This is a genomic window from Bradyrhizobium sp. SZCCHNS3002, assembly GCF_032377435.1.
GTDB lineage: Bacteria > Pseudomonadota > Alphaproteobacteria > Rhizobiales > Xanthobacteraceae > Bradyrhizobium.
This window is the reverse complement of sequence record NZ_JAUHHY010000003.1, coordinates 76,982-99,575: the sequence shown is the minus strand read 5'-3', so window position 1 is coordinate 99,575 and position 22,594 is coordinate 76,982. Positions and strand designations below refer to the sequence as shown.

At 65.4% G+C, this 22,594-nt stretch carries 22 protein-coding genes and 1 tRNA gene; 14 read left to right on the top strand and 9 right to left on the bottom strand.

Going from position 1 to position 22,594, the window contains the following annotated elements; genetic code table 11:
- Window positions 1–62 precede the first annotated feature (62 nt).
- Window positions 63–992: a sugar kinase gene (locus QW845_RS07615; protein WP_315800997.1), complete on the bottom strand. Its 930-nt coding sequence runs from the start codon at window positions 990–992 to the stop codon at window positions 63–65.
- Complete coding sequence (locus QW845_RS07610; protein ID WP_315800996.1) at window positions 979–2,016, bottom strand: SPFH domain-containing protein; 1,038 nt, start codon at window positions 2,014–2,016, stop codon at window positions 979–981. Before QW845_RS07610 ends, QW845_RS07615 begins: the two co-directional genes overlap by 14 nt.
- A gap of 107 nt (window positions 2,017–2,123) precedes the next feature.
- Here QW845_RS07610 and QW845_RS07605 point away from each other — a divergent pair, with 107 nt between their 5' ends.
- A complete protein-coding gene (locus QW845_RS07605; protein ID WP_315800995.1) occupies window positions 2,124–2,864 on the top strand; it encodes an NUDIX hydrolase in 741 nt (246 codons plus the stop codon).
- 138 nt (window positions 2,865–3,002) lie between these two features.
- Here the strand turns inward: QW845_RS07605 and QW845_RS07600 are convergent, their stop codons facing one another.
- Complete coding sequence (locus tag QW845_RS07600) at window positions 3,003–3,578, bottom strand: hypothetical protein (RefSeq protein WP_315800994.1); 576 nt, start codon at window positions 3,576–3,578, stop codon at window positions 3,003–3,005.
- A gap of 370 nt (window positions 3,579–3,948) precedes the next feature.
- Between QW845_RS07600 and QW845_RS07595 the strand changes: the two genes are divergently transcribed.
- Window positions 3,949–5,175, top strand: coding sequence for a CaiB/BaiF CoA-transferase family protein (locus QW845_RS07595; protein WP_315800993.1), 1,227 nt, complete (start codon window positions 3,949–3,951; stop codon window positions 5,173–5,175).
- 164 nt (window positions 5,176–5,339) lie between these two features.
- Here QW845_RS07595 and QW845_RS07590 read toward each other — a convergent pair whose 3' ends face one another.
- Together QW845_RS07590 and QW845_RS07585 are read right to left on the bottom strand one after the other, a co-directional pair.
- Window positions 5,340–5,585 carry a hypothetical protein gene (locus tag QW845_RS07590; protein WP_315800992.1) on the bottom strand — a complete coding sequence of 82 codons (246 nt, stop codon included), beginning with the start codon at window positions 5,583–5,585 and terminating at the stop codon, window positions 5,340–5,342.
- Between the two features lie 33 nt (window positions 5,586–5,618).
- On the bottom strand, window positions 5,619–6,287 hold the full coding sequence (locus tag QW845_RS07585) for a TetR/AcrR family transcriptional regulator (protein ID WP_315800991.1): 669 nt from the start codon (window positions 6,285–6,287) through the stop codon (window positions 5,619–5,621).
- A gap of 226 nt (window positions 6,288–6,513) precedes the next feature.
- Between QW845_RS07585 and QW845_RS07580 the strand changes: the two genes are divergently transcribed.
- Window positions 6,514–7,749 carry an acyl-CoA dehydrogenase family protein gene (locus QW845_RS07580; protein WP_315800990.1) on the top strand — a complete coding sequence of 412 codons (1,236 nt, stop codon included), beginning with the start codon at window positions 6,514–6,516 and terminating at the stop codon, window positions 7,747–7,749.
- Between the two features lie 227 nt (window positions 7,750–7,976).
- On the top strand, window positions 7,977–9,035 hold the full coding sequence (locus tag QW845_RS07575; protein ID WP_315800989.1) for a phosphotransferase family protein: 1,059 nt from the start codon (window positions 7,977–7,979) through the stop codon (window positions 9,033–9,035).
- A gap of 114 nt (window positions 9,036–9,149) precedes the next feature.
- On the opposite strand, the gene QW845_RS07570 is transcribed toward QW845_RS07575, so the two are convergent.
- Window positions 9,150–9,428 carry a hypothetical protein gene (locus QW845_RS07570; RefSeq protein ID WP_315800988.1) on the bottom strand — a complete coding sequence of 93 codons (279 nt, stop codon included), beginning with the start codon at window positions 9,426–9,428 and terminating at the stop codon, window positions 9,150–9,152.
- Between the two features lie 1,060 nt (window positions 9,429–10,488).
- Entirely contained in the window at window positions 10,489–11,274 is a 786-nt protein-coding gene (locus tag QW845_RS07565) for an SDR family oxidoreductase (RefSeq protein ID WP_315800987.1), read from the bottom strand.
- 145 nt (window positions 11,275–11,419) lie between these two features.
- Here QW845_RS07565 and QW845_RS07560 point away from each other — a divergent pair, with 145 nt between their 5' ends.
- Together QW845_RS07560 and QW845_RS07555 are read left to right on the top strand one after the other, a co-directional pair.
- A complete protein-coding gene (locus tag QW845_RS07560) occupies window positions 11,420–12,127 on the top strand; it encodes a histidine phosphatase family protein (protein WP_315800986.1) in 708 nt (235 codons plus the stop codon).
- A 152-nt stretch (window positions 12,128–12,279) separates the two neighbouring features.
- On the top strand, window positions 12,280–13,047 hold the full coding sequence (locus QW845_RS07555; protein WP_315800985.1) for an SDR family oxidoreductase: 768 nt from the start codon (window positions 12,280–12,282) through the stop codon (window positions 13,045–13,047).
- A gap of 294 nt (window positions 13,048–13,341) precedes the next feature.
- Here the strand turns inward: QW845_RS07555 and QW845_RS07550 are convergent, their stop codons facing one another.
- A complete protein-coding gene (locus tag QW845_RS07550) occupies window positions 13,342–14,577 on the bottom strand; it encodes a serine hydrolase domain-containing protein (protein WP_315800984.1) in 1,236 nt (411 codons plus the stop codon).
- Between the two features lie 150 nt (window positions 14,578–14,727).
- Here QW845_RS07550 and QW845_RS07545 point away from each other — a divergent pair.
- Window positions 14,728–14,803: transfer RNA gene (locus tag QW845_RS07545), tRNA-Trp, on the top strand.
- An 89-nt stretch (window positions 14,804–14,892) separates the two neighbouring features.
- Here QW845_RS07545 and QW845_RS07540 read toward each other — a convergent pair.
- Complete coding sequence (locus QW845_RS07540; RefSeq protein ID WP_315800983.1) at window positions 14,893–16,086, bottom strand: ABC transporter substrate-binding protein; 1,194 nt, start codon at window positions 16,084–16,086, stop codon at window positions 14,893–14,895.
- 386 nt (window positions 16,087–16,472) lie between these two features.
- Between QW845_RS07540 and QW845_RS07535 the strand changes: the two genes are divergently transcribed.
- From QW845_RS07535 to QW845_RS07505, 7 genes are all read left to right on the top strand, one after another.
- Window positions 16,473–18,338 carry an invasion associated locus B family protein gene (locus QW845_RS07535; RefSeq protein ID WP_315801371.1) on the top strand — a complete coding sequence of 622 codons (1,866 nt, stop codon included), beginning with the start codon at window positions 16,473–16,475 and terminating at the stop codon, window positions 18,336–18,338.
- Between the two features lie 288 nt (window positions 18,339–18,626).
- Entirely contained in the window at window positions 18,627–18,818 is a 192-nt protein-coding gene (secE, locus tag QW845_RS07530) for a preprotein translocase subunit SecE (protein ID WP_315800982.1), read from the top strand.
- Window positions 18,818–19,375: a transcription termination/antitermination protein NusG gene (gene nusG, locus QW845_RS07525; protein ID WP_009031827.1), complete on the top strand. Its 558-nt coding sequence runs from the start codon at window positions 18,818–18,820 to the stop codon at window positions 19,373–19,375. The genes secE and nusG overlap by 1 nt, the downstream gene beginning before the upstream one ends.
- Window positions 19,376–19,758: 383 nt before the next feature.
- On the top strand, window positions 19,759–20,187 hold the full coding sequence (gene rplK / locus QW845_RS07520) for a 50S ribosomal protein L11 (protein ID WP_012045056.1): 429 nt from the start codon (window positions 19,759–19,761) through the stop codon (window positions 20,185–20,187).
- Between the two features lie 6 nt (window positions 20,188–20,193).
- On the top strand, window positions 20,194–20,886 hold the full coding sequence (rplA, locus tag QW845_RS07515) for a 50S ribosomal protein L1 (RefSeq protein WP_315754183.1): 693 nt from the start codon (window positions 20,194–20,196) through the stop codon (window positions 20,884–20,886).
- A gap of 76 nt (window positions 20,887–20,962) precedes the next feature.
- Window positions 20,963–21,913 carry an NAD(P)-dependent oxidoreductase gene (locus QW845_RS07510; RefSeq protein ID WP_315800981.1) on the top strand — a complete coding sequence of 317 codons (951 nt, stop codon included), beginning with the start codon at window positions 20,963–20,965 and terminating at the stop codon, window positions 21,911–21,913.
- A gap of 214 nt (window positions 21,914–22,127) precedes the next feature.
- Window positions 22,128–22,592, top strand: coding sequence for a (2Fe-2S)-binding protein (locus QW845_RS07505; RefSeq protein WP_315800980.1), 465 nt, complete (start codon window positions 22,128–22,130; stop codon window positions 22,590–22,592).
- Window positions 22,593–22,594: the final 2 nt, after the last annotated feature.

Sequence of the window (22,594 nt, the reverse complement as noted above, 5' to 3'; positions counted from 1 at the left end):
CCGCCGAAGGCGGCGGCGTGCCCACCATCCAGCAGCGAACTGCAGCGGCGTTCGGTATCGGTTCACACGATCAGCCGTCCCTGCCGCTCCGCAATCCCGATCACCGCTTCCGTTCCGGCATTGAAATCGAGATTGTCCGCCTCGATGCCGTCGGAGAAGATCACGCCGTTCTCGGGCATCAGCGAGCGCAGGCGCAAGGTTTCGGCGCCGTTCAGCCCGCCGCAGACCAGGGAGGTCTGCGACGTCCTGCTCGGAAACGGCTCGCGCACGGCGAAGCGCAAGCTCCGGGCGTCCCAGGGCAGGGCGGTGTAGTCGCCGTCGCCGTGGCCGCCGTAACGGCCGGCTATGGCCAGCGCGCCGGTGACGATGCTCTTGAACCAGGCGGTCGAGCCGAGCCCGGTGGCGACGATCAGTCCGCTCGACGACTGCCGTTCCCGACCGTCGCGCGTTGCGATCTCATAGCGGGCGGAAACGTGGGTACGTGCGCCGATGAAGAGGTCGTTGACCGCATGGAGCACCTGGCCGTCGGCGAGACTCGCGCGCGCCATGGTCACGGCCTTGGCGGCGCGCTTGTCGGCGGCGACCTCGGGCAGCAGGCTCGCGAGATCGGTCGGCGCGAACGGCAGCAGCACGCCGTCATGGCGCTGAGCGTCGGGGTTCAGTCCGAGCAGCGGCTGGCCGTCGAGATATTTCATGGTGTTGGCGACGAGCCCGTCGGGGCCGAGCGCCGCGACGATGTCGGCGGGGCCGAAGATGAAGTTCGGCAGGAAGCCGCGGTCGACGATCTGGTAGCGGCCCCAGCGCTCCAGCGTCTGCGTCGCCGTGGCGCGCGCGGCCTGGTAGGCCGCGTGCTCGCGCTCGTAGTCGGAGAAGTCGGCGCCGAGATGCTCGACATAGAAGCGGGCCTGGTCCGCGGTGAGGAACCTTGCGATCAGCTCCTCGAGCCGCGTTCTCCGGACGACCAAGACCACCTTGCGGTCATTGCCGGACACGGGGCGCCTCCGCGGGCTTCTGCATCAGGCTGTTCAGCAGCTCCGGCGAGACGTTGAGCTGCCCGATCTTCTCGGCCTTTTCGGCGAGGCCCGAGAACGCCTGCGCGATCAACTGGCCCGGCTGCATGCCGGTCGCGGCCAGCGCCTGGATCACGCGGGTGTCGACGCCCTCGAAGATCTTCATCAGCGCGCCGACGCGATAGGCTTCGGCATCCGCCAAAGTGCGGGTGTTCGCCGCATTCAGCGACACGAAATCCTTGCGCTTGGCCTCGAGCCCGATATCGGCGACCATGCCGGCCTCGCGCAGCTCGTTCTTTTTTGCGGCGACGCTGGCCTCGGCATCCATCTGCGTCTCGCGGATCGAGCGCTTCTTCTGCTCGACCGCGATCTCCGTGTCGAGCTCGCTCTCGCGGATCGCCCGCTCGCGCTCGACGGCGAAATTGCGCCGCGCGAAGATGGCTTCGTCAGCGGTCTTCAGGATCGCCTCGCGCGCTTCGGCCTCCAGCGCCTTGGCAGTCTCCGGCGTCGGCTTCACCGCGCGCACGGCGACGCCGAGGATGTCCAGGCCCAGCGCATCGATGTCGGCGCGGCGCTTCAATCCGGCCGCGATCGCCTCGGCGATGCGGTCGGAGGCGCGCAGCGCTTCCTTCAGGGTCATGTCCTTGACCGCCTGCTGCGCCAGCACCTCGACCGCGCCGAGCACGCGCTGCGGCAGCTCCTCCGGGTCATCGGACTCGTAGGTCTTGCCGTCGCGCTTGAGCGTGAAGTTCAGCATCGCGGCCGCCTTCCTCGGCTCGCCGATGCGGTAGGTCACCTGGCCCTGGATCGTCAGCGTCTGAAAGTCGCGGGCGATCTGCTGGAAGATGAAGGCGGCATCGCGGCTGCCGATCGGAATCGCGACCAGCGAGGTCGCGGGCCCATAATAGAAGGTGGAGAGCCCGGCGCCTTCCTCGACCACGCTGCCGGCGCGGTACTTGAGGAGATAGGTGGTGGGTTGGGCCTTGATGAAGCGTAAGCCGAACATGGCGGCCTCCTGACGTTGAATGGCATAAGTGTGTCACGCCAACTTAGTAAGTTGGACAGTACAACTAAGTATGCTAGTGTCAAGGGACGAATTCGGGGGCGGGCGGTATGGCAACACGGCAGGGGCAGGGCGGCGGAGCGGCCGCGAGAGCGGGCGGACTGGATTTTCCGCGGCCGCTGACCACGGTGGACATCGTCATCTTCACGATCCGGCTGGAGGCGCTTCACGTGCTGCTGGTGCGGCGTGGCCAGGGCGAGGGGGAGCCGTTCCCGGACGCCCTTGCATTGCCAGGCGGCTTCGTCGACGTGGCCAAGGACGCCGATCTCGAAGCCTGCGCGCGGCGCAAGCTCGCCGAGAAGACCGGCGTCGTCAGTCCCTATCTGGAGCAGCTCGGCAGCTGGGGCAGCGCGCACCGTGACCCGCGCGGCTGGTCGGCGACGCACGCCTATTTCGCGCTGATCCCGGCGTCAGCAGCGGAGGCCGCGCTCGCGGCCGATGCGCAATGGTTTCCGCTCGCGGGCATGAGCGTGAAGCCGAAGCTCGCCTTCGATCATGCCGAGATCCTGCAGGCCGCCGTGCGGCGGCTGCGCAACAAGGTCGAGTACACCTCGCTGCCGGCCTATCTGATGCCGGAGGAGTTCACTCTGCCCGAGCTGCAGCGGACCTACGAGATCGTGCTCGATCGTCCGCTGGAGAAGAGCGCCTTCCGCACCCGCATGCTCTCGGCCGACCTGATCGAGCCGGTCGCCAAGATGCGCAAGGGACCGAACCGGCCGGCCCAGCTCTACCGCCTGAAGGCGGCGGCCGCGCCGGTGTATTTTGCGCGGACATTCAACGCGCCGGAGTGAAGCCCCGTAGCCCGCATGAGCGTAGCGACATGCGGGGCTCACGCGCTGGCTGGGAGAACCCGGCTGCCTCGCAATGACCAGGATGAGAAGACGGTGCGCCACGAGGCCGTGCGGACTACGCGGCGCGTCTTCGTTCGGTCACGCCGAGAAGTCCACCACCAGCGACTTGCTGGTCGAGCTCGACGAGCTGGTGCCGCTGGCGCTGTAGGACGATGTCGTGCTGCTGTTCGAGCTCTGCAGCGCCTCGAGCAGCTTCTTCAGGAGCTCCTCGACCTGGGACGAGGACGATGACGACGACGAGGACGAGGTGCTTGAGGTGGTGTCGCTGCTGCTGTCGTCGCTCGGCGGCGGACCGGGTGGCGGGCCACCGGCACCACCCGCGCCGCCCGGGCCGCCGGAGAAGGCGTTGGCGAACACGTTCTTCAGCTCGCTTGCCTGGTCCGACGTCAGCTTGCCGCTGTCGACCTCGCTCTGGATGAGATCGTCGATCTTCGACTGCATCTCCTTGGGCGAGGGCGGTGTGCTGGAGGTCGATGACGAGGACGAGCTGCTGCTGCCGCTCTTCAACGCGGAATCGATGTCGTCGAGCGCCGACGACAGGGCGGTCTGGTCGGTCGAGCTGACCTTGCCGGCCGAGACTTCCTTGGTGAGCTCCTGCTTGAGCAGGTCGAGCGGGGAAAAGCCGCTCATCGAGGAGGCAGAGATCGACGTCATGGCGTGCTCCAGAGGGTAAGACATCAAACCTGCCTCCAGCTGTGGCTGTAACGCTTAACGGCTCCTTGTTCCCTGTGTCCGGATGTGTCTGGACTCCGGTCGCACACAAAATGAAGCAAGAAAGTGGCCGGCCGTCGCGAATCCGGCAATGTCCGCGCCGGAGCGGCCGTCTTGGAGCGGCGACGAGTTTCCACCGCCCAGGATTTGGGTCGCCCGGGGCGCGGTGCTCGGGGTGACGTCCTGTGCCGGGCAAGGCGGCATGCCGCCAGCGCAGTGCTCCGAGTTGCGAAATGGTGTATCGGCGGGTGACGGGCGGGGCCCTCGCTAGGGCATGTCCGCGCCAAGGAATAAAAACTCCCGGAGGAACTCCATGTCGGCCCTGCCGCTTTCTGGCATCAAGATTCTCGATCTGACCCGCGTCCTGGCCGGACCGCTGTCGGCGCAGATGCTGGCCGATCTCGGCGCCGAGGTGATCAAGATCGAGCGGCCCGGCACCGGCGACGACGCGCGCGCGTTCGGTCCGCCCTACCTCAGGGATCCCGACGGCAAGGCCAACAACAACAATTCCTTCTACATCTGCGCCAACCGCAACAAGAAGTCCGTCACGGTCAACATCGCCTCGCCGGAGGGGCAGGAGATCATCCGCGCGCTCGCCAAGGACTGCGACGTGTTCATGGAGAACTACAAGGTCGGCGATCTCAAGCGCTACGGCCTCGACTACGAGGCCATCAAGGCGATCAATCCCGACGTGATCTACTGTTCGGTGACCGGCTTCGGCCAGACCGGGCCGTATTCACCGCGCGCCGGCTATGATGCGATCTTCCAGGCCATGGGCGGGCTGATGAGCGTGACCGGCCACATGGACGGCGAACCGGGGGCGGGGCCGATGAAGGTCGGGCCCTCGATCGTCGACTACATGACCGGCATGAACACCTCGATCGGCATCCTTTCGGCGCTGTATCACCGCGACGTCAATGGCGGCGGCGGCCAGCACATCGACGTCTGCCTGTTCGACACCGTGATCGCGTCGCTGTCGCACTACGCCCAGATCTTCCTGGTCAACGGCAAGTCGCCGCCGCGCCGCGGCACCTGGGGCAATGGCGGCATGCCGGCCGGCGTGTTCCGCTGCACCGACGGCGAATTGATGCTGGTGGTCGGCAACGACGCGCAATTCGCGCGCACCTGCGCCGTGCTCGGCTCGCCCCAGCTCGCCACCGATCCGAAATTCGTCAGGAACAACGACCGCGTCGTCAACGGCAAGGAGATCATGGCGATCTTCGCCGGCCTGTTCCTGAAGAACTCGGTGGCGCATTGGCTGGAGGAGCTGGAGAAGGCCGGCGTGCCATGCGGGCCGGTCAACGATTTTGCGCACGTGTTCGCCGATCCGCATGTCCGCTCGCGCGGCATGGAGGTGAAGGTCGAGCACCCGTTCGAGCCGCAGCTGTCCCTGATCCGCAACGCGCTGACCTTCTCCGGCACCCCGATCACCGAATATCGCGCGCCGCCGCTGCTCGGCGAGCATACGCAGGACGTGCTGTCGGGGCTCGGCTATGACGAGGCGAAGATCGCGGCGTTGAAGCAGCAGGGCGTCGTGTAGGGCACCGCTAGTCGCGTCATTCTCCGGTGTCGTCCCGGCGAACGCCGGGACCCATAACCACCGGCCGGCGTGCTGACTCTCGATATCTCTCCGCGTGCCTCAAGACGGATCATGCGGTATGGGTCCCGGCGTTCGCCGGGACGACCCGTGGAGAGAGTTTGCTCCTAATTGTGGCTGTGATGACGGTGCCGCTTCGCCTTGTGCCGCGGCGCATGATAGCGCGGCTCTACAACGTACCGGGCGGGCGGTGGCGCGCCAAGCTGCTGCCGCGATTCCTGCAGGCGGCGCTGATAGCCCGGCGAGTTCATGATGCTGGCGGCGGCGCCGCGGGCCAGCACCGGCTCGCTGGCGGTGACCATCACGAGCGTGGACGCGACGAAGGCGAGTAACAGGTGCGGTCGGTACGTCACGAGTGGACTCCATGGTGGATGGTGGGATCCCGGCTACGGGCTGCGCGCTGCAATCTTGACCTTCGACTTTGCCGCCTGATCGCGCGCGGTCAAGCCGAGCACGGCGCCGCGCACCACCCGCGCGATCACATCCTCGACATCGTCGAGGTCGCATTGACCGTCGGAGAGCTTGGTGAGGCGCTCACTCTCGCGGATGGTGTGATGCGCCATGGCGAGCGCAAAATGCAGGCCCCAGAACAGATCGACCTCGGAGCTGTCGGGCAGGGCGCGCTGCATTGCGCTTGCGAACTTCCGCAGATGGTCGATTTCCTTGGTCTTGATACGGCGAATTGGCGGCACCGATTCGATCGAGGCGCGGATCATGAACTGCGCCACCGCCGAGCGCTGGTTCTCAGGGCCGAGGCAGCCGCGCAGGATCGGGCCGACGAGGGCGCGCAGGATGTCGGAGATGTCGGCGCGGCCGCCGCCGGCATCCTCGGCTTCACGCAATTCGCGCAGGCGCTCGCGGTTGAGCGCGATCGAGCGCGTCACGAACAGTTCGGCGATCAGCTCGTCCTTGGAGCCGAAATGATAGTTCACCGCGGCGAGATTGACGTTCGCCTCCGCCACGATGTCGCGCAAGGTTACGTCGGAGAAGCCGCGTTCGGCATAGAGCCGCTCGGCGGCGATCAGGATCGCAGTCCGGGTCTGGTCGGTCGCCATGCTCGTCCTCCCGAACGATGAAGCGGGGAGTTGCGTTTCAAACAATTGTATGAAACTATTGTTTGAGACGGCCGCAATGTCAATCACGGTTCTTCCGTGGGGCGACATTTCGGCGCTGCAGCGACGGTTCGCGCGGTCGTGTCGCGCAAGATCACACTTGCACGGACGCCGTGGGCGGGCCGACACTGCGGCCAAAATTTCAGAGGAAACACCCAAGGAGAGTCCCATGGACTTCACGATGTCGGCGAAGCAGCAGGAATGGCTGGAGCGTGTGCGCAGCTTCATGACCAAGCATGTCCGCCCGGCGGTGCCGATCTACAAGCAGCAGGACGCCGAGGGCGACCGCTGGAAGGTGATCCCGATCCTGGAGGACCTCAAGGCGAAGGCCAAGGCGGAAGGCCTCTGGAACATGTTCATGCCGCCGTCGCCACATGAGGACGACGAGTTCCGCGGCGCCGGTCTGTCCAATCTCGAATATGCGCTGCTGTCGGAGGAGATGGGCCGCATTTCGTGGGCCTCCGAGGTGTTCAACTGCTCGGCGCCCGACACCGGCAACATGGAAGTGTTCATCCGCTACGGCACCAAGGAGCAGAAGCGCAAATGGCTGCGCCCGCTGATGGACGGCGAGATCCGCTCGGCCTTCCTGATGACCGAGCCGGCCGTGGCCTCGTCGGATGCCACCAACATCGAGACGCGGATCGTGCGTGACGGCGATCATTACGTCATCAACGGCCGCAAATGGTGGTCGTCGGGCGTCGGCGATCCCCGCTGCAAGATCGCGATCCTGATGGGAAAGACCGATCCGTCGGCCGCCAAGCATCAGCAGCAGTCGCAGATCCTGGTGCCGCTCGACACCCCCGGCATCAAGGTCGAGAAGATGCTGCCGGTGTTCGGCTTCGACGACGCGCCGCACGGCCACGCCCAGGTGCTGCTCGAGAACGTCCGCGTGCCCGCGGAGAACATCCTGCTCGGCGAGGGCCGCGGCTTCGAGATCGCGCAGGGCCGCCTCGGCCCCGGCCGCATCCATCACTGCATGCGCACCATCGGCAAGGCCGAGGAGTCGCTGGAGAAGATGGTGCGCCGGCTGATGACGCGCCAGGCCTTCGGCAAGAAGATCATCGAGCATTCGGTGTGGGAGCAGCGCATCGGCGAGGCCCGGACCAACATCGAGATGTGCCGGCTGTTGTGCCTCAAGGCGGCCGACATGATGGACAAGGTCGGCAACAAGACCGCCCAGGGCGAGATCGCGATGATCAAGGTCGCCGCCCCGAACATGGCGCTGAAGATCATCGACGACGCCATCCAGGCGTTCGGCGGCGCCGGCGTGTCGGATGATGCGGGTCTCGCCAAGGACTACGCCAACATCCGCACGCTCCGTCTTGCCGACGGCCCCGACGAGGTGCACAACCGCGCCATCGCCCGGCTCGAAATGAAGAAATACGCCAACGAGCCGCGGCACTGAACTCGTAGGGTGGGCAAGGCCTCCGGCTGTGCGCAAAGCGCGCAGTCGGAGGCGTGCCCACCATTGTCGAGCGCGAAGCAAGAGGGTGGGCACGCTTCGCTTTGCCCACCCTACGTAACTGAGCCCTCTCACGGGCATTGCAGGCGGCGCTCGCAATGACGAAAAAAAACGAGCGACGGCAATCGCCGCGGCTCGTAGGATGAGACGTAACACCAAGGGAGTTCGTCGTGGCCGACGGCGTCAAGAAGGACGAAGAATTCTCCGGCACCAAGCCGGTCGAGGAGCGGCATCGCTTCGACGAGGCCAAGCTCGCGGCCTGGATGGCCGAGCATGTCGAAGGCTATCAGGGCCCGCTGACCGTGCTCCAGTTCAAGGGCGGCCAGTCGAACCCGACCTATCGCCTGAACACGCCGGCGCGTTCCTACGTGCTCAGGCGAAAGCCGTTCGGCAAGCTGCTGCCGTCGGCGCATGCAGTCGATCGCGAATTCCGCGTCATCGCAGCACTCGGCAAGCAGGGCTTTCCGGTCGCCAAGGCCTATGCGCTGTGCAACGACGACAGCGTCATCGGCGCGGCCTTCTACATCATGTCGATGGAGGAGGGCCGGGTGTTCTGGGATCCGACCCTGCCGCATGTCGCAGCGCCCGAGCGGCGCGCGATCTTCACCAGCAAGATCGAGACCTTGGCGAAGCTGCACAGCTATGATCCGGCGGCGATCGGCCTCGGCGAGTTCGGCAAGCCGGGCAACTACTTCGCCCGCCAGGTCGATCGCTGGACCAAGCAATATCGCGCCTCCGAGACCGAGCACCTGCCGGAAATGGAGAAGCTGATCGAGTGGTTGCCGCGCACCTTGCCGGTGCAGCAGCGCGTCTCGATCGTGCATGGCGACTACCGGCTCGACAACATGATCTTCCACGCATCAGAGCCGCGCGTCATCGCGGTGCTCGACTGGGAACTGTCGACGCTCGGCGATCCCATGGCCGATTTCACCTATCTCTTGATGCAGTGGATCATGCCGGGCCTCGACGGGGTCGACCTGAAGGCGCTGAACATCCCGACCATGGAGGAGGCGGCCGCGATCTATTGCGGCGTCACCGGCACCGAGCTGCCGGACCTCAACTGGTACTTCGCCTACAATCTGTTCCGGCTCGCCGGCATTTTGCAGGGCATCATCGGCCGCATCCGCGACGGCACCGCCGCCAACGACAAGGCCATCGAGTCCGTCAAGCGCATGGTGCCGATGACCAAGCAGGCCTGGGCCTACGCGCAAAAGGCCGGAGCGGCGTAGCTTGGCAGTCCGGATGAGCGGAAGCGACATCCGGGTTCTTCACCGGCAGAAGTGCTGAACCCGGATGTCGCTTCGCTCATCCGGGCTCCTCATCAGGCCCGCGTTGGCGCGGGCTCAGCGCCCACCGCCGCCGCCACCACCACCTCCGCCGCCACCACCGGCCGCGGTCAGCGCGTTGCTGTAGCGCGGATCGGTCTGCTTCATGTAGATCGGCGAGGTATCGCGGCTCTGGCGGCGCTGCGATTGCTGCACCTGTGCGTCGGTGCCGCAGGCCGTCCAGGAGACCAGCTCACAGCCCGGCCATTGGGTCTCGCGCGCGCTCGCGCTCGTCATGGCCGCGCCGGCCGCCAGGGCGCCCAAGGTGAGCAGGGCTAGTTTTGACAATCTCGACATCTGATCCATCCTTCGGTTTCGGCGAGGCCGGAATGGTCCGCTTGCGAAGTTCGACGGAGGCTCGAAGCAGGCGGTTCGAAGACGTGGGCTGAAAAAATCGCAGCGAGCGCCGATGCCTGCGCTTGAACCGGACCGCTGTCCGCTGCGACACGACGCGGTCGCGCCGGCAAAGAAAGTTTGCGAGCGTGATCAAGGTGATCGCCTCGTTCAGCCTGGGCAGGCGAAAGATTTTACTTTCGCTTTTTCGGAATTTGTGATTTGATGGCCGCCATCCCGCCTCACTCGGAAGGGGCGTTGCGCGCGATCGTCACGACACGCGAGGCGGGGAGCGATGGCCGCGATGGAGCCGCAGCGTGTCCTTCAAGGATGCGCGGACGAACGGCTCGGCGCGGACGTGAAGTCGCAGCGTGCTGACACCCCGACGCTGGTGTTACGTTCGCGACGGCGCTGACGCGCCGCGCGGATCATGGTGGCCAACAAGCCCGGCGCACCAGGCAGACTGCGTATAAGCGTGAAGACCGTCGCGCAGGGAAGGCCGGGTGTTCTCGGCTGCACCTGTGGTACCTGCCGCCTGCATTTTTTCGCAGGCGGGCCGCAGGCGTCAGCCGACGCCTGGCCTTCCCTGCGCCCTCTGTTTGAGGGCGGTGAATTTCGGGATCACTCGGGCGCGGATGCGTCGCGGGAATGAACGCGCATGTTTGGATATCGTCATTGCGGCCAAGCATCGACAGCGTGAACGCGCTGGCGGTGCGCAGAGCCGGGATCCATACGCCGCAGCAGATGTGTTGGGCCAAAAGCCAACCGTCAGCCTGCCTCAAACCGCTCCCTGGGGGTATGGGTCCCCGCGTTCGCGGGGACGACAGCGGTGGGGATGGCGGGCAATCGTGGTTTAGGGGCCGCAGTCGTGCGGCAACAACAGGTGTCGTCCCCGCGAACGCGGGGACCCATACCGCGTGATCCATCGAGGGATGTCGCTGTCAGTTACCTGCCTCACTCCGGCCGGTGGTTATGGGTCCCGGCGTTCGCCGGGACGACAGCGGAGAGCGAGGCAGCCATTCAATTAGATCGGCTTGCCCGCATACGGCATCGACGCGGTCAGCCCACCGTCCACCGGAAAGGCCTGGCCGTTGACGTAGGAGGCCTCGTCGCTGGCGAGGAACAGGGCCATGGCGGCGATCTCATGCGGCTGGCCGGCGCGCTTCAACGGATTGAGCTGGCCGATCTTGCCTTCGGTGCCGCGCTCCTTGGCGCCGTCGAAGATCGGCTTGGTCATGCCGGTCTCGATCAGGCCGGGACAGACCGCATTGATGCGCACGCCGGTGCCGGACAGCGAGTAGGCCGTGGTCTGCACCAGGCTGATGACGCCCGCCTTGCTCGCCGCATAGGGATGGCCCGAGGCGCCGGACTTCAGGCCCGCAACGGAGGCCGTGCAGACGATGGCGCCGCGCTGCTGCCGAACCATGTGCGGCATCGCGTATTTCACCGCGAGGAACGGGCCGATCAGATTGATGCGCAGGATCTCCTGCCAGTGCTCGACGGTCTGTTCGGCGATCGGGATCAAGCCGCCGGAGATGCCGGCATTGGCCCAGATGACGTCGAGCTTGCCGTAGGTCGCAACGGCGCGATCGATGAAGCCGCTCACGTCGGCTTCCGAACCGGCGTCGGCCATCACGGCCTCCGCGATGCCGCCCTGCTGCTTGACGAGTTCGACCGTCTCCTTGACGCCTTCGCTGCGATCGACCGCGATCAGCCGCGCGCCTTCCCTGGTGAACATCAGCGATGCGGCGCGGCCGATGCCGCTGCCGGCGCCGGTGATGATGACGGATTTGCCTTCGAGGCGGCCCATGTTTCCTCCTGCTTCAATTGTGGTCAGTTGCGTGCCGCGCAACGGAATTCAAACGCCGTTTCAAACGTGCTGAGATCGCCAAGCGGCTTGAGACGATCTGGGCCTTCACGTACAGCGAGAGACGAGCGGAGGGAAGGGTTGAGCGATGTTGGTTGATGGAACGAAACCTTCTGTCGTCATCACGCGCTGGTGGTGGGTGCGTCACGCGCCGGTGCGCAGCGACGGCGGCAATATCTACGGCCAGTCCGACATCGCCTGCGATATCTCCGATCGCGAGGTGTTCGAGGCGGTCGCAAAAATCCTACCGCGCAGTGCGGCGTGGTATGCGAGCAATCTGATGCGCACGCATCAGACCGCCGAGGCGATCTGGGCCGCCGGCTTCCCGCGTCCCGCAGCGATGGTCAGGGAGGCCGCTTTTGCCGAGCAGCATCTCGGACAATGGCAGGGCATGAACCGCGCCGCGTTCCTGGCCAGCCGTCCCGCGGGCAGCCACTGGTTCGCCGCCATCGATGAGCCGGCGCCGGGCGGCGAGAGCTACATGGATCTGTACACCCGCGTCACCGCGGCGATTGCTCGTATCACCGTTTCGGAAGCCGGCCGCGACGTCATCGCCGTCGGCCATGGCGGCACCATCAAGGCTGCGGTGGGCCTCGCGCTCGGCGGCCTGGTCGAGAAGGGGCTGGCTTTCGACATCGACAACTGCTCGGTGACCCGGCTCGACCACATCGTGGCTGGCGACATCAGCACTTGGCGGTTGCCGATGGTCAACCAGCAGCCATGGATCGCCGATGCCGCGCACCGCGCGATGCACCAGCCGGCCGGGCCGGAGGTGACGACGAGCAAGCTGGCGTAGTGAACTTCGTAGCCCGGACGAGCGCAGCGACATCCGGGTTCACCGTTGCAGCGCGTGAGACCCCGGATGTCGCTGCGCTCATCCGGGCTACGCGACCGAGCTCGCGGCTGCCATTCCGCAACTCATAACAACTCAACCCAGGAGGACTCCCCATGACCCTGTTCGACATGACCGGCAAGGTCGCCGTCATCACCGGATCGACCCGCGGCATCGGGCTCGCCATTGCCGAGCGCATGGCCGAGCATGGCGCCAAGGTGGTGATCTCGTCGCGCAAGGCCGATGTCTGCGATGCCGTCGCCAAGGAGCTCAATGACCGCTTCGGTGCAGGCACGGCGGCGGCCGTCGCCGCCAATATCTCCAGCAAGGAGAACCTGCAGAACCTGGTCGACGAGGCCAACCGCATCTACGGCAAGATCGACGTGCTGGTCTGCAACGCCGCCTCCAATCCCTATTACGGGCCGCTCGCCGGCATCTCCGACGATCAGTTCCGGAAGATCCTCGACAACAACATCGTCGCCAACAACTGGCTGATCAGCATGGTCGTGCCGCAGATGATCGCGCGCAAGGACGGCTCGATCATCATCGTGTCGTCGATCGGCGGCCTGAAGGGCTCGACCATCCTCGGCGCCTACGCGATCTCCAAGGCTGCCGACATGCAGCTCGCGCGCAACCTCGCCTGCGAATACGGCCCGCACAATGTGCGCGTGAACTGCATCGCGCCCGGCCTGATCAAGACCGATTTCGCCAAAGCCTTGTGGGACAATCCGGACAACCTCAAGGCCTCCACCGCGCGCTCGCCGCTGCTGCGCATCGGCATCCCCGACGAGATCGCCGGCGCGGCGGTTTTCCTCGGCTCCGCCGCCGGAAATTTCATGACGGGCCAGACCATGGTGATCGACGGCGGCGCGACGATCAGTTGAGGGGAACTATTCGCGTGGCCGGCGTTGCGGCCTCACCCAACAGTGTCGTCCCGGCGAACGCCGGGACCCACAACCACCGGCCGTCATGAGGCAGGCAACTGGCAGTGACATCCCACGACAGATCACACGGTATGGGTCCCGGCGTTCGCCGGGACGACAGTTGTGATTGTCGCTGCATCCGGGCAAACGTCATAGGCCCCGTAGCCCGCATGAGCGGAAGCGACATGCGGGTTCACACGAAGAGTACGGGAGATCCCGGATGTCGCTGCGCTCATCCGGGCTACAAACGCCCCCTCACTCCACCGCGGCATACACCACGTCGCGCACCAGCGTGCGCAGGTAGTCGCGCTGTCCGGGAGCCTGGGCCATGAACACGCAGAACAGCTCCTCCTTCGGATCGATCCAGAAGAACGTGCCGGCGATGCCGCTCCAGAAGAAGGTGCCGGGCGAGCCGGGGAAGGGGGCGATGCCGGCCTCGCGGCGCACGGCGAAGCCGAGGCCGAAACCGTGACCGGGCGACAGCAGGGTGCCCTGCGTCTTCACATGAGGCCCGAGATGGTCGGAGGCCATCAGCTCCAGCGTCTTTCGGCCGACCAGCCTGATGCCATCGAGGCTGCCGCGGTTGAGCAGCATGGCGCAGAACCGCGCGTAGTCCATGGTGGTCGCGACAAGGCCGCCGCCGCCGGATTCCATCAGAGGCTGCTCGGTCATCTTGAACAGGTTGACCGCCTCGCCGGTCCACGGGTCCTTGGCGAACGGCTCGGCGAGCCGGCCGGCATTGACCTCCGCGGTGAAGAAGGCGGTCTCGTTCATGCCGAGCGGCTTGAGGATGCGCGCGGCGAGGAAGGCGCCGAGCGATTGGCCCGAGACGACCTCGATGATGCGCCCGAGAATGTCGGTCGAGCGGCTGTAGTTGAACTCGGCGCCCGGCTGGCAGATCAGCGGCAGGCCGGCGACGATTGTCGCGTGCTCGGCATTGGTGATCTTGCGGCTGCGCACCCGCGACTGCTGGTAGAGCTGGTGCACCGGCCCGGTGCCGGTGTGCTCATAAGCGAGGCCCGAGGTGTGGCGCAGCAGGTCCTGGACCGTCATCGGCTGGGCGACCGGCACCAGCTCCAGCTGGCCGCCGGTCTCGACGCCCACTTTCTGCTCGCCGAATTCCGGGATGAACTTGGCGACCGGATCGGACAGCAACAACTCGCCGTCCTCGACCAGCATCATGATCCCGAGCGAGACGATCGGCTTGGTCATCGAGAAGATGCGGAAGATCGAATCCGGCCGCATCGGCGTGTCGGCGTCGGGCGTTTGCCGGCCGATGGCGTCGAACCAGCCGATCCGGCCGCGGCGGCCGACCAGCAGGGTGGCGCCGGGGATGGTTCCCTTGTCGGCCTCGCGCTTGAATGCATCGGAGGCCCGCTGCAGCCGAGCCTGGGACAGGCCCAGCGCCTCGGGGCGGTCATCCGGCAGCGGCGGCGTCAGCGAGCGGAGCGCGGAAAGGGGCACGCTGGATGCGGCAGTCGGCGGGGTCATGGGCTCTCCCTGAAGTCCTGTTGTCGGTTTGCATCAAGTCTGGCGCGGAAGTTGTGGTCTGACCAGTCGATTTGCCCCATTGCACCCTTGCATTCGGGGGGAGGTCTATGCTTCAAAGCGCGCGAACCGGCGACACTGTCCCGGCTCGCTAGGAGTGTAGCTCAATTGGTAGAGCACCGGTCTCCAAAACCGGGGGTTGGGAGTTCGAGCCTCTCCACTCCTGCCAGCGAGATCAAGCACTTAAGCCAAAAATCGACGAGACAGGTGAGGCCGGGGCCCGCGATGCGCGAGCCCCGAATGCGTTTCGGCGACCTCTTATTGCTTCACATAGGGACAGTTGCCGTCCTTCAGCGGCCGGAACACCTGGTCGCCGGGCACCTCCGCCAGCACCTTGTAATAGTCCCACGGGCCCTTCGATTCCTCCGGCTTCTTCACCTCGAACAGGAACATCGAGTGCACCATGCGGCCGTCCTCGCGCAGCACGCCGTTGTCCGTGAAGGCGTCGCGCACCGGAGTCTCGCGCATCTTCGCGAGCACCGGCCTGGTGTCGCGGGTGCCGGCGGCCTTCACGGCATTGAGATAGTGCAGGGTGGCGCTGTAGGTCGCGGCTTGGTTCATGGTCGGCATCCGCTTCATCCTGTCGAAGAACTTCTTGCCGAAGGCGCGGGTGCGGTCGTTGAGGTCCCAGTAATAGGCCTCCGTGATGATCAATCCCTGTGCGAGCTTCAGGCCGAGGCTGTGGATGTCGGAGATGAACATCACGATGCCGGCGAGGTTCTGGCCGCCAGCGACGATGCCGAACTCGGCGGCCTGCTTGATGGTGTTGATGGTGTCGCCACCGCCATTGGCCATGCCGATGATCTTGGCCTTGGAGGCCTGGGCCTGCAGCAGGAAGGACGAAAAGTCCTGGTTGTTGAGGGGATGGCGGGCGCTGCCGACCACCGTGCCGCCGGCGGCGCGCACGACGTCGCCGGTGTCGCGCTCGATCGAATGGCCGAACAGATAGTCGGCGGTGATGAAGAACCAGGTGTTGCCGCCGTTCTTGACGATGGCGCTGCCGACCGTGTGCGCATTGCCGTAGGTGTCGTAGGTCCAGTGCACGGTGTAGGGCGAGCAGGACTTGCCGGTGATGTCGGAGCTCGCGGCATCCGTCACGATCATCAGCTTCTCGAACTGCTTCGACATCTCCATGCCGGCGAGCGCGGTGGCCGAGGTCGGCATGTCGATGACCATGTCGACGGCCTCGTTCTCATACCATTTGCGCACGATCGCGGCGGCGATGTCGGCCTTGTTCTGCGGATCGGCGCTGATCACCTCGATCGGCTTGCCGAACATCGTGCCGCCGAATTCCTCGATGGCGAGCTTGGTCGCCTCGAGATTGCCCTGGCCGCCAATGTCCGAATAGACCGACGAGAAGTCGCTGAGCACGCCGATCTTGAGCGGCGCCTGGGCGCGGGCGGGGACGGCGGTGAGGACGAGAGTGGCAAGGCCGATGGCCGCAAGGCTCATTACGCCCTTCCGCGGGGCAGACATCATGGATTTCCTCCGGATCATTGTTCTTATGGGCTGCAGCATGCGGGCCCGAATCATCATGAGCAAGCGCGGGCTGCGCATGAACCACGGCATTTCGTCGCGGTGCTCCGCCGTTCTCCCATCGCGCGGAAAGACAGGGTCGGCAGCGGTAATCCGTGGCTAGTCTTCGAGGCCCGCGCGGCCGTTGAGCGAATGCTCGATGTCGGTCGGGCAGGCGCTGTTTTTTCCGTGCCGCGAACCCGGCAACACGGTAGGCTGCCGTTCAACCCTGCATTGAAGGCGCGAAAGAGGTTGGGAGCATGAGGAGTTTTGCTGCGCTGGCGGTCGGGAGCGGCATCGCACTGGCGCTCGGCTTGTTGTCGGTGCTGGCCTCACCCGCGATAGCGCAGACCAAGCCCGCGCAGGAGATCAAGCTGTCGTATTCCCCATGGGCGAAGGCCTGTACGCGCGAAGCAGATGTTGACGGCAAGCAGATCTGTTTCACCACCAAGACAGCGCGGTCCGCCGAGAACGAGCGAGTTGTCGTGGCCGTGCTCGTCGAGAGAGACGGGGAGGCCCGTAAGGTCTTAAGGGTGGTTCTCCCGCTCGGTCTGCAAACCGTTCACGGAACGCGGATCATCGTCGACGCGGAGAAGCCGATCCAGAGCACCTATTTGTTCTGCGGCGCAGACGGCTGCGTCTCGGACTACAATGCGACGCCTGAGCTGATCGAAATGCTGAAGAACGGCAAGAGCCTGGTCGTTCAAGCCATCAATGCGAATGGCGCACCGCTGTCGCTTCCGCTTCCGCTCGCCGATTTGGCCCAGGCGCTCGGTGCCAAGGCAGGCAACTGGAATGCTGTCGACGAGCAGCAAAGAAAGATGTTCGTGGCTCTGTTCAAGATCAGGAACAACAAGAGCCTCCCGATTTTGAAACCGAATCTCTCTGTCATGGCGCCCTGGACCAAGTTCTGCCTGAAGGGCAAGGACGCCGATGCCAAGTTGGTCTGCTTCACGGGCAAGGACGGCCGGATCGAAACGGGCCAACCCTTGCTCGCGGCCGTGGTCATCGAGCCCGAAGCCGACCCGAAGAGGCTGCTGCGGATCACGCTGCCGTTGGGCATGGATTTCGCCGAAGGCACCCGGTTGATGATCGACAGCGAGCGGAGTCTGCAGAAGCCGTTCATCATCTGCTTCAAGAACGGTTGTATGTCGGACTACGAGCTCACCCCGGAACTGTTGGGCAGCCTGCGCCGCGGTCAGACCATCAACGTTCAGGCCACGATGAATACCGGGCAGGTGGTTTCGATGAGCCTGCCCTTGCGTGACTTCAACAAGGCCTATGACGGGCCTCCGACGGACCCAAAAGCGTTCGAAGCCCAGCAGAAGAAGCTGCAGCAGGAGCTGGCGCAGCGCGCGAAGGGATCCAAGACGGGGCAGCAGGCCAACATCGCCGACGCCATCGGCGCCGACGCTGCGCCGCCCGCCCAGACCAAGCCGGCTGCCCTCGGTGCCGTTCTTGCTTCCGGCCACTCACCCGGCAAACGGATCGCTCTGGTGATCGGCAATTCGGCCTATCAGAACGTTCCGACGCTCCCCAATCCTGGCCGGGACGCCGCTCTGGTGGCGGACGCGCTACGCCGGGCGAATTTTCAGACCGTGATGCTGGAGAACGACCTGGGCAGAGATCAACTCGTCGGTGCGCTGCGCGAGTTTGCACGGCAGGCCGAGTCCGCCGACTGGGCCGTCGTCTATTACGCCGGACATGGCATGGAGGTCGCAGGAGTCAACTATCTCATCCCGGTCGATGCCAGGATCGCAAGCGATCGCGACATCAGCCTCGAAGCGGTCTCGATCGATCAGGTGCTCAACTCTGCGGAGCGGGCCAAGCAACTGCGCCTGGTGCTGCTGGATGCATGTCGCGACAATCCCTTCGCCAGTCAGATGAAGCGAACCATGACGGTGGCGTCCAGGTCCGTCAGCCGCGGTCTGGCGCAGATGGAGCCCGATCCCGGGACGCTGGTCGTGTTCGCCGCAAAGCATGGCGAGACCGCTCTCGACGGCGATACAGCGAACTCGCCGTTCGCCACGGCCTTCGTCAAGAACATGCAGGTTCCGGGTCTCGAGGTTCGCCGCCTGTTCGACAACGTGCGCGACGACGTGATGGACATGACCGAACGCCGGCAGCAGCCGTATACCTATGGCTCGGTGCCGGGGCGGGTCGACTTCTATTTTGCGACGCCGAAGTGAAACGCGTCGGCCGCACGCGCCTGGGGCAGATCCACCAACCGACCGGGCCGGAGGGCCGTAGGAGCGTCGTTCACCTCGGTACCTTGACCTTCGGCCGGGTCGACAGTAGATATCGAGGACCTGCAGCCGGCCCGCTACACGCGGATATCCGGCGCGGCTTTTCACTCCCCGAACAAGCGAGCCCGTGGATTCGGCTCATCTCTCCGACAAGAGGGTGGGCCACGGTCGGCTGTTCGGTTTTCCCAGTCAACTCTTCAATCGTCCGATGACGGACGAGGACCCCTGACGATGGCTACCAGCCCGTTCAAATTCCTGCAGGAAGTGCGCTCGGAGACCGCCAAGGTCTCGTGGCCGAGCCGTCGCGAGGTCACCATCACCACGATCATGGTGTTCGTGATGGTGGCGCTGGCCTCGATCTTCTTCTTCGCCGCCGATCAGATCATCCGTTATCTCATCACCCTCGTGCTGGGCATCCACTGATGGCAATCGCAACGCAAAGCTCCGACAAGCGCTGGTACATCGTCCACGCCTATTCGAACTTCGAGAAGAAGGTCGCGGAGTCGATCCGCGAGCAGGCCAAGCAGCGCAATCTCGAGGATCTGTTCGAGCAGGTGCTGGTGCCGATCGAGAACGTCACCGAGGTGCGCCGCGGCCGAAAGATCAACGCCGAGCGCAAGTTCTTCCCCGGCTACGTGCTGGTGAAGATGAAGCTGACCGACGAGGCGTTCCACCTGATCAAGAACACGCCCAAGGTGACCGGCTTCCTCGGTGCCGAGAACAAGCCGATGCCGATTTCCGAAGGCGAGGCGATGCGCATCCTGAACCAGATGCAGGAAGGCGTGGAGCGGCCGAAATCGTCGGTGTCGTTCGAGATCGGCGAGAACGTCCGCGTCGCCGACGGCCCGTTCGCCTCGTTCTCCGGCGTGGTCGAGGAAATCGATGAGGCCCGCTCGCGCCTCAAGGTCGCGGTGTCGATCTTCGGCCGCGCCACCCCGGTCGAACTCGAGTTCAACCAGGTCGAGAAGGTCGTCGGCTGAGGCCGGCGATCCACGCTTTCTCCGCCGTCAGAGCTGAGCCCGGAATCCATAGCCTCGATCGGGAATGGGACGGCGAAGTGCCAGCTCCAGCGTGCCTCACGCGGCACCCTGTGGCTATGGAGTCCGGGCTCGCCCTGCGGGCGCCCCGGAATGACGGGAGGAGGGAGCTTTGCCCTCAACCCTTTCCTTTTCGTCCGATCTCGTGTATCGGGCGCGCTTCGCTCCCCGGACGGGGGGCGATTTCGTTCGTGGGAGGCGTGACCGGCTTTGCCAGCCGGGCCAAGCGCGCCGGACCACGGTCCCAAACCTCGCCTGACGGGTTTTGTCGCCCCAAGGCGTTGCGTTCGCATCAGGCAAGGTCGCGAGCGCATTGGAGAATCCCAATGGCAAAGAAAGTAACCGGCTACCTGAAGCTTCAGGTGCCGGCCGGCGCGGCCAACCCGTCGCCGCCGATCGGCCCGGCGCTCGGTCAGCGCGGTCTCAACATCATGGAGTTCTGCAAGGCGTTCAACGCGCAGACCCAGAAGGAAGAGAAGAACACCCCGATCCCGGTGGTCATCACCATTTACGCGGACCGGTCCTTCACCTTCGAGATGAAGACCCCCCCGATGTCCTACTTCCTCAAGCAGGCCGCCAAGATCCAGTCGGGCTCCAAGGCCCCGGGTCGCGACAAGGCCGGCAAGGTGACCAAGGCGCAGGTGCGCGAGATCGCCGAGAAGAAGATGAAGGACCTGAATTGCGACTCGATCGAGTCGGCCATGAAGATGGTCGAGGGCTCCGCCCGCTCGATGGGTCTGGAAGTTGCGGGGTAAGCGGCCATGGCACTCGGAAAGCGTTTGAAGAAGGCCCGCGAGGGTATCGACCGCACCAAGCTCTACCCGCTTGCTGACGCGATCAAGATGATCAAGGAGCGGGCCGTGTCGAAGTTCGACGAGACCATCGAGGTCTCGATCAACCTCGGCGTCGATCCGCGCCACGCCGACCAGATGGTCCGCGGCGTCGTCATGCTGCCGAACGGCACCGGCCGTACGCTGCGCGTGGGTGTGTTCGCCCGCGGCGCCAAGGCCGAGGAAGCCAAGGCCGCCGGTGCCGACGTGGTTGGCGCGGAGGACCTGGTCGAGAAGGTGCAGAACGGCAACATCGACTTCGACCGCTGTATCGCCACCCCCGACATGATGCCGCTGGTCGGCCGTCTCGGTAAGGTGCTCGGTCCGCGCGGCATGATGCCGAACCCGAAGATCGGCACCGTGACCATGGATGTCGCCGGTGCCGTCAAGGGCGCCAAGGGCGGCTCGGTCGAGTTCCGCGTCGAGAAGGCCGGCATCATCCAGGCTGGCGTCGGCAAGGCCTCGTTCGCCGAGGACAAGCTGGTCGAGAACATCAAGGCGCTGGCGGATGCGGTGGTGAAGGCCAAGCCGGCCGGCGCCAAGGGCACCTACGTCCAGCGCGTCGCGGTGTCCTCGACGATGGGCCCCGGCGTCAAGGTCGAGCCGGGCACCGTGCTCGCGTAAGCGGCCGGGCATAGGTTAGTTAGAAGGGCGGGATCGTTCATCGATCCCGCCCTTCGCATTTGGAGTGCCTGCCGTCATGCCCGACAAGGTCCTGATCTATTCCCGCCTGCCGAAGTCGCTGACCCAGCGCTTTGCCGACCGCTTCGAACTGCTCGACAGCGGCGGCAAGTCGGCGCACGAGGTTTTTGCGGCGGACGAGGTCGCGCGGATCCGGGCGCTGATCACGGCCGGCGGCACGCCGCTCGGCGCAGTCGACATGGACAGGCTCCCGGCGCTCGGGGCGATCGTCTGCTATGGCACCGGCTATGACGGGGTCGACCTGAAGGCGGCCGCGGCCCGTAACATCGCCGTCGCACATAGCCCGGGCGCCAATGCCGCGGCGGTCGCGGACGTCGCTGTGATGCTGATGCTGGCGAGCACGCGGCGGCTGATGGTGGCAGACGCTTACGTCCGCGACGGGGGCTGGGCGTCCGCAAAACCATCGCCGCTGATGAAGCCGCCGCCGAGCCTCGCCGGCTGCAAGGTCGGCGTCTACGGCATGGGCGAGATCGGCCGCAAGATCGCGGCCCGGGTCGCGGCGTTCGAGACCGAAATCGGCTATTTCAGCCGCACGCGCTACGACGACCTGCCGTATCAATATTTTCCGAGCCTCGAGGCGCTCGCCGAATGGTGCACCGTGCTGATGATCGCGGTCCGTGCCAGCACCGAGACCACTCACGTCGTCAACGCCGGGCTCCTGAAGCGGCTGGGGCCCGACGGCCATGTCGTCAACATCTCGCGCGGCTCCGTCATCGACGAGCGCGCGCTGCTGGCGGCGCTACAGGACGGCACCATCGCCGGCGCCGGCCTCGACGTGTTCGAAACCGAGCCGCATGCGCCGGATGAGCTGACCATGCTGCCGAACGTGGTGGTGACCCCGCATATCGGCGGCAACACCAGGGAGGCGCACGTCGCCATGCAGGCCTGCGTGGTCGCCAATCTTACCGCGTTCTTCGCCGGCGAGCCGATGCCGCATCCGGTGAAGTAGCCGCAGGACGCGTGTCGTAGCCCGGATGAGCTTCGCCTTCGCCCTTTCGGGCGCAGCCGTCCGCTCATTCGGGCTACGGATCTCGCTCCGTCGCTGCCGGATCGTTCCGCGCCGGTGCAGAAATATTTTGATGCACTGCACGGCTCTGTGAATTGCGAGCCATTCTCGAATGCATCTAACTCGCGTTGTCGAACGAAAGACAGCGAGGGCGGCAATGGCGGCGTTCACATTGAAGATCAACGGGCGCGAGCATCAGGTCGATGTCGATCCCGGAACTCCCTTGCTCTGGGCCATCCGCGACAATGTCGGGTTGACCGGCACGAAGTATGGCTGTGGCGTCGCGCAGTGCGGCGCCTGCACCGTCTATGTCGATGGCCAGACCGTCCGCTCCTGCTCGTTGCCCGTCTCGGCGGTCGGAAAGAGCGAGGTGACCACGATCGAGGGGCTGACCTCCACTGAAGCCGTCGCCGTGCAGAAGGCCTGGGCCGCGCACGATGTGCCGCAATGCGGCTACTGCCAATCGGGGCAGGTCATGAGCGCGGCCGCGCTGCTCGGCCTCAATCCCAAGCCCACCGACCAGGACATCGATCTGGCGATGAACGGCAACATCTGCCGCTGCGCGACCTATGTCCGCATCCGCGCTGCGATCCATTCCGCCGCCAAGTCGCTGGAGGGCTGACG